Below are 10,622 nucleotides of genomic sequence, written 5' to 3'. Positions count from 1 at the left end.
CTGTTATTGGTTTGTTAGATCTTTGATATCATCTCTGATCCGACGTTCTTGAAATTCTTTTTTGGAATTTCAGGGTTGTCATGTTGTTAATTTTTCAAGGTTCTTTATGTTCTCGCCTCTCAGCGACAACTTCTAAATACTATCACATTCATTTCTTAATGTCAACAACTTTTTTCATCTTTTTTCAAGTCATTTCGTCAGCTCTTATGAACTGATTTCGTATCATAATCGGGAGATTATATAACGAATAAATCTCAAAATCCGATGTTTTACAGATGTTTCTGACACCGTCTCACGCGACAGCTTTTATAAGATACCACCATCATTTGGCAAAGTCAAGCACTTTTATTGAATTTTACACGAAATAATTTTGGCCACAATACCAAATGATACTGTGGCCATGCTCACCGCTATTATCGTGCTTTATATGATTGAATATTTTCTTCTATATATACTCCAGTGCCTGCTGTATATTTGCGACACCTACCACCTTCATGTCTCCAAGGTCTTTCATCTTCTTCACATTGTCCAGATTGGATCTCGGTATGATACAGGTCTTAAATCCCATCTTTGCGGCCTCGCGTACTCTCTGCTCAGCACCTGACACTCCACGCACTTCGCCTGAAAGTCCCATCTCTCCGAACATGACCATATCAGAAGGTATGGCACGGTTCTTGAAGCTTGATACAAGAGCAAATACTATTCCCAGATCTGCCGACGGATCATCAAGGCGCATACCTCCGGCTATATTCACATATGCATCACAGCCCGCCATAACTATGCCGCCTCTCTTCTCGAGAACAGCAAGCAAGAGATTTACCCTGTTGTAGTCGAGTCCCACACTTGTTCTTCTTGGCAGATTGAAGCTTGACTGGCACACCAGAGCCTGGATCTCAAGCAATATCGGTCTTGTTCCTTCCATTGTACATACTACTACAGACCCGGATGTGTCATCAGGTCTTCCATCCAGCATAAGCTGTGACGGATTCTTCACCTCTGCAAGTCCGGTTCCCTTCATCTCAAATACACCGATCTCATTTGTCGAGCCAAATCTGTTCTTTACTGCACGAAGGACTCTAAACCCGGCATTACGCTCGCCCTCGAAATAGAGAACTGTATCTACCATATGTTCAAGGGTTCTTGGGCCTGCCACGGTTCCCTCTTTGGTAACATGTCCTACTATGAATATGGCGATCCCTGTCTGCTTCGCCATCCTCATGAGTCTGGCTGTAACTTCCTTTACCTGGGATACACTTCCCGGTGCAGACTCCACGTCATCCGTAACTATGGTCTGTATGGAATCTATAACAATGACCTTTGGAGTGTCCTTCTTGACATACTCCTCCACATCCTCGAGATTGTTGACACAGAGAAGCAGCATATCCTTTGTAAAATTTCCGATACGCTCTGCCCTCATCTTTATCTGTGAAAGAGACTCCTCACCTGACACATAAAGTATCTTCTGTCCCATCTCTGACATATTCCTGCACATCTGCAGCAATATGGTGGATTTACCTATACCCGGATCTCCTCCCACCAGCACAAGGGATCCGCTCACTATCCCGCCGCCTAATACTCTGTTTAATTCGCCTATTCCTGTGGTAAAACGCGTCTCGTCGGTGGTCTCCACCTCCAAAATGCTTGTAGGCGCCACGACAGCCCTTCTACCGGACTGGCTCTTGGCGCCTACTGTCACTTTCTCCTCGCAAAATGAATTCCACGCTTTACAGCCGGGACACTGCCCCATCCATTTTGTCGATTCGAATCCACATTCCTGGCAAAAAAACACCTGTTTTCCTTTTGCCATAAATATCTCCTGTGTATGCTATATTAGTCAAATGCTCTCTTAACATCAACCTTGACTGGTCTGCCCTCTTCAAGATCTACGCTTATGCTCATCTTGCCACCGAGGTTGGTCTTGTTCTTGCCGACATATACATCGTCTACGTGAACCTTGTACTCTGTCTCAGGCTCAAGCTCAAGTGTGATGGACGCATTCTCTGGTCCCTCAACTACAAATGTAACATCGTTCTCATCAGCCTTGAAACCATGTACTGCTGTTCCCGGTACTGACTCATATACGAACATTCCGTTCTTCTCAAGCTTTGTGATCTCGTTGAAAGTCTTTATCTTGTAGATATCTCCCTGGAACTCAAAACCGTCCTTCTTGGTCTTTGCTCCAAGCTCATAATTACCGAATTCCAATGACTCCCCCTGTGCATTTATCAATTCATTTACTACTGACATTGATCTTATCCTCCTGTTGTTTTTGTATGATCTGAACTCTATCGCAATAATATCCTGATATATATCAATAATCTCTGTATACTATCCGTTAGTGATTTTCATTATACAGTAATGCATCCTTTTTTTCTACAAAATTATGCATTTTCACCAATATTTCATATTAATTTCTACTGCTATTTTTCCGCACTTGGCACTACTGTATATCATGCTCACATCACAAATATCTAATCCGACATCATTCCTCTGTCTTTTGTTTCGCTGTAAGTGATATTTTCTCAGTGGTTTTTCCGTCGGCTTCCTTCTTTTTCTTCGTTGACACTGTGACTGTATCACCTTTTTTGACATCACCTCTAAGCATCGCCTCCGCAAGCACATCCTCCACATATGTCTGGATAGCCCTTTTGAGTGGTCTTGCTCCATACTTCTTGTCATAGCCTTTTCCAAAGATATATTTCTTTGCATGGTCGGTGAACTTAAGCTCAATATCCATCTGTGTCTGGACACGGTTCTTAAGTTCCTTTAACATAAGCCCGGTTATATCCTTTACATTTGCCTCGCTCAGGGCATGGAACACGATTATGTCGTCTATTCTGTTCAAAAACTCCGGCTTGAAGGTTCTCTTGAGCTCATCCATTACATTGCTCTTCATCTTCTCATGTTCCTTTGTCTCATCGCTTACCGTGACAAATCCAAGCTGCTTAGGGTCAACTATCCCCTGTGCCCCTGTATTGGAGGTCATGATTATGATGGTGTTCTTGAAATCTACCTTTCTTCCCTGGGAATCCGTTATATGTCCGTCATCAAGTACCTGAAGGAGAATGTTGAACACATCGCTGTGAGCCTTCTCTATCTCGTCAAACAGCACAACAGAATACGGATTGGTCCTGACCTTCTCACTGAGCTGTCCGCCCTCCTCAAATCCCACATAACCCGGAGGTGAACCTATCATCTTGGACACGCTGTGCTTCTCCATGTACTCCGACATGTCAACTCTTATCAGGGCATCCTCACTTCCAAATACTATATCTGCAAGAGCCTTGGAAAGCTCTGTCTTACCGACACCTGTAGGTCCGAGGAACAGAAATGATCCCATCGGTCTCTTCGGATCCTTAAGTCCGACTCTGCTTCTCTTGATAGCACGTGATACGGCTGTAACAGCCTCCTCCTGGCCAACTACCCTCTTGTGAAGTTCACTCTCAAGGCGTTCAAGCTTCTTTGACTCCTTCTCCGTGAGCTTGCTCACAGGGATCTTGGTCCACACGGACACAACATCCGCAATATCGTTCTCCTGAACTGTGATATTTCTCCGGCTGGAAGACTGCTTTCTTGCATTCTTCTTTGCAATCTCCTTCTGTCTCGCGCTCACCTCTGCCGCCGCCTCTATATTGCCAGCCATGAGTGCCTTCTCCAGATCGTCGTTGAGCGTTGTAAGCTCAGCCTCCACAGCCTTTTTCTTCTCATAATTATGTCTGTCCGATGAGAATCCGAGCCTTTTTCTGGAGCATGCCTCATCCATAAGATCTATGGCTTTGTCCGGCAGGAATCTGTCTGTTATATATCTGATGGACAGATCCACCGCAGCTTCAACCGCATCATCGCTTATATCGACATTGTGATGCTGCTCATAGCATGGTCTGAGTCCCTTGAGTATCTCCACTGCCTCATCCCTTGTAGGCTCATCCACGTACACCGGCTGGAATCTTCTCTCAAGGGCCGCATCCTTCTCTATATACTTCCGATATTCGTTCAGAGTCGTAGCACCTATCATCTGGATCTCCCCGCGTGACAGGGACGGCTTCAGTATATTGGACGCATCTATTGCACCCTCGGCACCGCCTGCCCCTATGAGTGTGTGAAGTTCATCCACAAACAATATGATATTGCCATCCGATATGACCTCTCCGATGACCTTCTTTATCCTGTCCTCAAACTCTCCTCTGTACTTGGAACCGGCAACCATGCTTGAAAGGTCAAGCGAAAGGAGCCTTTTACCCTTTACAGTATCCGGCACTTCATCGTGGGCTATGAGATATGCTATGCCCTCCACAACAGCAGTCTTTCCAACACCCGGCTCTCCGACCATACATGGATTGTTCTTCATTCGTCTGCTGAGTATCTGCATGACTCTCTCTATCTCTTTTGTACGTCCGATGACCGGATCCATATTGCCCATCCGTGCTTCCTGTGTCAGATCTCTGGAATACTGATCCAGTGTAGGTGTGGATGTCTTGCTCTTATTTCTCGACTTTTTCAGTGCTGCATATTCTCTCTTTGCCGTATTCGCATCGCTTCCACAGGCCAGAAGTATGTCTGTGTACACCTTCTGGATATTTACATTCTCTGATGCCATAAGCTTTACAGCTACACAGTCTGTCTCCTTTATAAGTGCCAGAAGGATATGCTCTGTTCCCACCTCCTGGGAATTGAGTCTTCTCGCCTCATACTGTGAGTCATCGAGAATCCTTCTTGCGCTCATCGTATATTTGTCTCTCTCCCCTGTGACTACTCCACCGGGTTCCAATGTATACTTCAACGCATCTATGATCTTAACTATATCCAGACCATTCTCGTTCAGAATACTGTACGCTGTTGTATCTGCTACGGATGCCAGTGCAACGATAAAATGCTCGCTTCCGACAAAATTCTGTCCAAGCTTCCTCGCCACCCTGTTTGCCTCTTTTATAACTATGTCAGATTCTTTGCTGTACGGTAATTTCATTCAGTCCACCTCAAATCTAAATAATCTAGGATTTTATGCGCTTCATTATAGCATATGTCGTCGTGCGTAAGCGCGATGACCTACGCACGCATCAGCGTGCTTCATTATAACATATATATTACAGGAATACAAAAGAGGTTTTGAGACAAATTCTCTCAAAACCTCTTCCGTAAATATATATCTATAGATTACTGCTCGTCTATAGCCTTACCTATATCATGTCTCATGTACTTGTTGTCAAATGTGATCCACTCTGTCGCAGCATATGCATTCGCACGAGCCTCGAAAAGATCCTTGCCCTTTGCTGTAACACCGAGTACACGGCCGCCATTTGTCACGATCTGATCACCGTCAAACTTTGTGCCGGCATGGAATACAAAGTAGTCATCCTTACCGTCAAACTTCTCAAGTCCATGTATAGGATAGCCCTTCTCATATGATACAGGGTATCCGTCTGATGCAAGAACTACGCACACTGCCGCATTGTCCTCAAACTGAAGATCAACTTTATCAAGTGTTCCGTCGATACATGCCTCCATGACATCGATAATATCATTCTTCATACGAGGAAGAACTACCTGAGCCTCAGGATCGCCAAATCTTGCATTGTACTCGAGAACCTTAACACCATTTGGTGTCATCATGAGTCCGCAGAACAGAACTCCCTTGAACTCTCTGCCCTCTGCCTTCATGGCAGCCATGGTTGGCTTGTAGATGTTCTCCATGCAATACTCGTCTATCTCTTTTGTATAGAAAGGACTTGGGGAGAATGTTCCCATTCCGCCTGTGTTGAGTCCCTGATCTCCATCCTTTGCTCTCTTGTGATCCTGTGCTGAAGTCATAGGCTTGATCGTTGTTCCATCACAGAAGCAAAGGACTGATACCTCACGTCCTGTCATGAACTCCTCTATTACCATGGTATTTCCGGCTGAACCAAAGTGCTTGTCAAGCATGATCTCCTTGACGCCTGCCTTTGCCTCCTCAAGGTCATTACATATGAGAACACCCTTGCCGAGTGCAAGTCCGTCAGCCTTTAAAACTATAGGGAATGTGGCTGTCTCAAGGTACTTGAGCGCTGAATCGGCATCTGTAAAGTTCTCATAAGCCGCTGTAGGTATGCCATACTTCTTCATGAGATCCTTGGAGAACGCCTTTGAGCCCTCTATGATCGCTGCATTTGCACGAGGTCCGAATGCTCTGATACCGGCTGCCTCAAATGCATCGACCGCACCTGCAACAAGCGGATCATCCGGCGCAACAACAACCAGATCGACTGCCTTATCCTTTGCAAATGCAACCAGCTTGTCAAAATCCATCACACCTATATCAACGCACTCTGCAAGTGCTGCGATACCTGCGTTGCCAGGTGCACAATATATCTTGGATACTTTATCACTCTTTGAAATACTTGTAACTATAGCATGCTCTCTTCCGCCGCTTCCTACTACCAATACTTTCATGGATATTCCTCCTAATCTTCTACAACTGCAATTCCATCTTCAACATGTACTTTGCCATGGGCGATCTTGTCTATAACCGCAGGCAGAAGCTTCCACTCAGCCTGTTCCATCACACGCTGCTGCAGAGCTTTCGGTGTATCACCATTCTGTACTGCAACTGCCTTCTGCATGATGATCGGACCTGTGTCAGTGCCTTTATCTACAAAATGGACCGTAGCTCCCACTACCTTGACACCTCTTGCAAGGGCTGCCTCATGAACTTTAAGTCCATAGTAGCCTGTTCCGCAGAATGCCGGTATGAGTGATGGGTGTATGTTGACTATCTTATTCGGATATGCATCTATCACTATCTCAGGTATGACCACAAGATATCCTGCGAGAACTATAAGATCCGCTCCGGTCTCCTGAAGCTTTGCGAGAAGTGCTTCGTTGAATCGAGCTCTGTCCGCGTAATCCTTAGGGCTTACGACCTCCGCTGCTATCCCCGCCTTCTTCGCCCTCTCAAGAGCAAATGCATTCTTATTGTTGCTTATGACCGCAACTATCTCCGTATCTGTTATGACTTTATTATCTATGGCATCTATGATGGCCTGGAGATTGGTTCCGCCGCCTGATACCAGAACTGCAACCTTTAGCATAAGTCTACTCCCTTTTCACCAGCTACAACTGTACCGAGAACAAATGCCTTGTCGCCGGCAGCTTCTATAGCTGCAATAGTCTTATCTGCGTCTGCAGGGTCTATAGCAAGACACATACCAACTCCCATGTTGTATGTGTTGTACATCATATGCTCATCTATATCGCCTTTCTTTGCGAGAAGCTTGAATATAGCCGGTACCTCATATGAATCCTTCTTAACCTGAGCACGAACTCCGTCTGGAAGCATTCTTGGGATATTCTCATAGAATCCACCACCTGTGATGTGACTGCATCCCTTGATCGTAATGCCTGCATCCTTCACTGACTTGAGAGCCTTTACATAGATTCTTGTAGGCTCAATAAGTGCCTCACCGAGTGTCTTGCCAAGCTCGTCGTAATATGTATCAAGAGATTCCTTTGTCATCTCGAAAACCTTTCTTACAAGTGAGAAACCGTTGCTGTGCACTCCACTTGAAGCGATACCTATAAGTGTATCTCCAGGCTTAATGCTCTCTCCTGTAATAAGCTCCTTCTTCTCAACAACACCTACTGCAAATCCTGCAAGGTCGTACTCATCCTCAGGCATAAGTCCCGGATGTTCTGCTGTCTCACCACCTACGAGGGCAGCTCCTGACTGGTTGCATCCCTCTGCAACGCCGCTTACTATAGTTGCAATCTTCTCAGGATAGTTCTTGCCACATGCTATATAGTCAAGGAAGAAAAGTGGCTCTCCACCAGAGCATGCGATATCATTCACACACATTGCCACTGCGTCGATTCCGATGGTGTCATGCTTATCCATAATATAAGCGAGCTGAACCTTTGTTCCGCATCCATCTGTTCCTGACAGAAGTATAGGCTCTTCCATATCCTTGATCTTAGCGAGACTGAAAGCTCCTGCGAATCCACCAATTCCGCCAAGTACCTCGGGTCTCATGGTTGTCTTGATGTGCTTCTTCATAAGCTCCACAGACTTGTATCCAGCTTCAATATCTACTCCGGCATTCTTGTAATCCAATTTCTTATCCTCCTGTTATCTGTTTTGTACAAGGCGCACCGGCACCTTTTCAAATATTCCAATAAATTATAGATTATATCGAATACTTTGTAAAGATTGAGATGATTACAAATTGATAATGTGGTGAACGTGTGGTATAATCACAATATATTGTGATTATAGCTATCCGCAATATATAACAGTCGATTATACTACAGCAAAAGCAGTTACTAAAGGAGCACCCGCATGACCAACAACAGATTGAACATCGGTATTTTTACATGTCATATTGATAACGATTACGCAACAGAGGTTTGCAAAGGAGCTGAATACGCAGCAAAGGAACTTGACTGCAATCTCATCGTATTTCCGGGCATGTTTCTGAATGCCTCCTTTTATGATCCTGCCAATCAACTGTATGATTACCAGTATAATTCGATTTTCTACTATGCACATCCTGAGTGTCTGGACGCACTTATCATCTCCGTCGGAGCTATATCATCTCTGTTATCGGAGAAGGACATGAATTCTTTCCTTTCCCATTTTGATGGAATACCTATCCTCACACTGGAGGAGAAGCTTCCGGGATATCCATGCATCAGAACAGACAATTCAAGAGGAATGAGGGATGCCATAGAACATCTCATAAAAGAACACAAGAGAAAGCATATATGCTTTGTTGCAGGCAAGGATGACAACACCGACAGCAATCTCAGACTCAAGATATACAGAGAGGTTCTCTCTGAGAACGGACTCAGCGTTGAGGACCGCATGATAATACACGGCGACTTCGCAGAATACTGTCAGGAGGAGACTGCACAGCTTCTGGATGTCAACCCGGATGCCGATGCCATCGTATTTGCAAATGATCGCATGGCAATAGGCGGTTACGCAGAGCTCAAAGCCAGAGGAATACGCATAGGAGAAACCATGTCAGTCATCGGTTTTGACGATTCACCATCTTCCGTCAACATGGATCCCCCCCTCACCACAGTCAATATCAATTCCTGTGAACTCGGTTTCCGTGCAGTGTATGCGGCGGTGAGACTTGCCCAGACCGGCAACATGAAATCCGAGACTCTGGATTCCAGACTTATAAACAGACTGTCCTGTTGCTGTCACCTGTGCACAGAGAGTGACCTGATAGATGCCGGCAGACATTTACTGGATCTTGACATACCGGACATCATCGATATTCTCGACGGACGACTCTTCGGAGAGATCGCAGATTCTTTCTTTGCCTCCAAGGTCATGTCCGCATACAACAGGATACTCATTGATATAGTATCCGTGATCAAGAGCGACATTGATACGGAGTATCCACAGAACAAGATCATCGATGAACTCAAATGTATTCTCGAATCTGACCTGACCGATTTTTATTCTGTCCAGAAAACAGCATACATGTTCCGTGAACTGGCTTCCATCTTCTCAAGCTGTAAATTGTCTGCAGCCAAGAGTCTCCAGTTCAACAGACTTAACACGACCATAACCAACACCATATCACTCTTCATCTCGAATCAGCTTTACAACACGATATACGAGAACAAGATGATGGGCTGGTCATCAATATACATAACCCGTGACACCCTGACATACGGCGAGGATCTTGGCAAGACATACACATCCATCCTCCACAAGCTTCAGGGGCTGAATTACGAAGGAGCTTACATCTACACATACGACGATCCTGTGCGCATCACAGACACGGGAAGCTGGATCGTTCCAAAGTCAGTCTTCCTTCAGGCTTTCTTCAACCCGAACAATTGTCAGGTGCTTTTCGGAGAGTCCAGAAGGGTTCCTTCTGTAGAAATTTTTGACAACGAATATACATACTATGACAAGCGTTTTACATCCGTCATAGTTCCTATATTTACAAACGAGGATCACCACGGAGTGTTCATATGCAACACAGATGTGGCTCACTTCAGTTCCATATATTCCACCAGCCTGCAGCTCGGTGCAGCACTGAAATATATGTCGTTGCTCCGTGAGCAGAACATCACGCAGGAACAGCTCAGGATGTCTCTGAACGAGATCCACGAGAAGAACGAGCTTCTGAACCACCTGTCGACATCAGATGAGCTGACGGGTATATATAACAGACGTGGATTTATGGAGCGGGTTGAATACTATATCAACATTCCGTCAAACTGTGGAATGAAGGCCATACTTCTCTTCGCTGATATGGATTCACTGAAAGTTGTAAATGACAAATTTGGACACAAGGACGGTGACTTCGCCCTCAAGAACATCGCGAACATCCTGTCCCAGAGCTTCGGTCCACATGATGTCATCGGTAGAATAGGCGGCGATGAGTTCGTATGCTTTGCATTTATAGACAACTCCGATTACGTCACCGAAGTGCAGCGCAAGATCAAGGATTTCTCAGCCGAGCTGAACGCAACCTGTGGCAAGCCATACTTCATAGAGATGAGCGTTGGTGTTACTGAATTTGTCTGTGATGGAGAACAGACCATCGAGGATCTACTCTCACAGGCAGACACGGCACTTTACTCAAACAAGAGATACAAGAGAATGTCCATACTGAAGTAATCTT

7 protein-coding genes are annotated in these 10,622 nt (G+C 45.2%); 1 reads left to right on the top strand and 6 read right to left on the bottom strand.

The features are described from left to right. Nucleotides 1-445: 445 nt before the first annotated feature. The 6 genes from radA to purM form a co-directional block, all read right to left on the bottom strand. Nucleotides 446-1,807: a DNA repair protein RadA gene (gene radA / locus DXD11_RS10245; protein WP_022216879.1), complete on the bottom strand. Its 1,362-nt coding sequence runs from the start codon at nucleotides 1,805-1,807 to the stop codon at nucleotides 446-448. Nucleotides 1,808-1,830: 23 nt separating this feature from the next. Continuing rightward, a complete protein-coding gene (locus tag DXD11_RS10240) occupies nucleotides 1,831-2,247 on the bottom strand; it encodes a hypothetical protein (protein WP_022216880.1) in 417 nt (138 codons plus the stop codon). 235 nt (nucleotides 2,248-2,482) lie between these two features. Beyond that, the gene (locus DXD11_RS10235; protein ID WP_118758335.1) at nucleotides 2,483-4,966 is read right to left on the bottom strand and encodes an ATP-dependent Clp protease ATP-binding subunit; all 2,484 of its coding nucleotides are present in this window, start codon (nucleotides 4,964-4,966) and stop codon (nucleotides 2,483-2,485) included. A 188-nt stretch (nucleotides 4,967-5,154) separates the two neighbouring features. Continuing rightward, nucleotides 5,155-6,426, bottom strand: coding sequence for a phosphoribosylamine--glycine ligase (gene purD / locus DXD11_RS10230; protein WP_022216882.1), 1,272 nt, complete (start codon nucleotides 6,424-6,426; stop codon nucleotides 5,155-5,157). A gap of 11 nt (nucleotides 6,427-6,437) precedes the next feature. Beyond that, nucleotides 6,438-7,064 (bottom strand): phosphoribosylglycinamide formyltransferase, encoded by a 627-nt coding sequence (gene purN / locus DXD11_RS10225; RefSeq protein ID WP_118758334.1) that lies wholly within the window; start codon nucleotides 7,062-7,064, stop codon nucleotides 6,438-6,440. After that, nucleotides 7,058-8,083, bottom strand: coding sequence for a phosphoribosylformylglycinamidine cyclo-ligase (purM, locus tag DXD11_RS10220; protein ID WP_118758333.1), 1,026 nt, complete (start codon nucleotides 8,081-8,083; stop codon nucleotides 7,058-7,060). Before purM ends, purN begins: the two co-directional genes overlap by 7 nt. A 225-nt stretch (nucleotides 8,084-8,308) precedes the next feature. On the opposite strand from purM, the gene DXD11_RS10215 reads away from it, so the two are divergent. Continuing rightward, nucleotides 8,309-10,618: a diguanylate cyclase gene (locus DXD11_RS10215; RefSeq protein WP_118758332.1), complete on the top strand. Its 2,310-nt coding sequence runs from the start codon at nucleotides 8,309-8,311 to the stop codon at nucleotides 10,616-10,618. The last annotated feature ends 4 nt before the right edge of the window (nucleotides 10,619-10,622 follow it).

This window comes from Coprococcus sp. TF11-13 (genome assembly GCF_003481085.1).
In the GTDB taxonomy this organism is placed as follows: Bacteria; Bacillota; Clostridia; order Lachnospirales; family Lachnospiraceae; genus Coprococcus; species Coprococcus aceti.
Note: the sequence above shows the minus strand (reverse complement) of the source record. Positions and strands in the feature narration are given on the sequence as shown.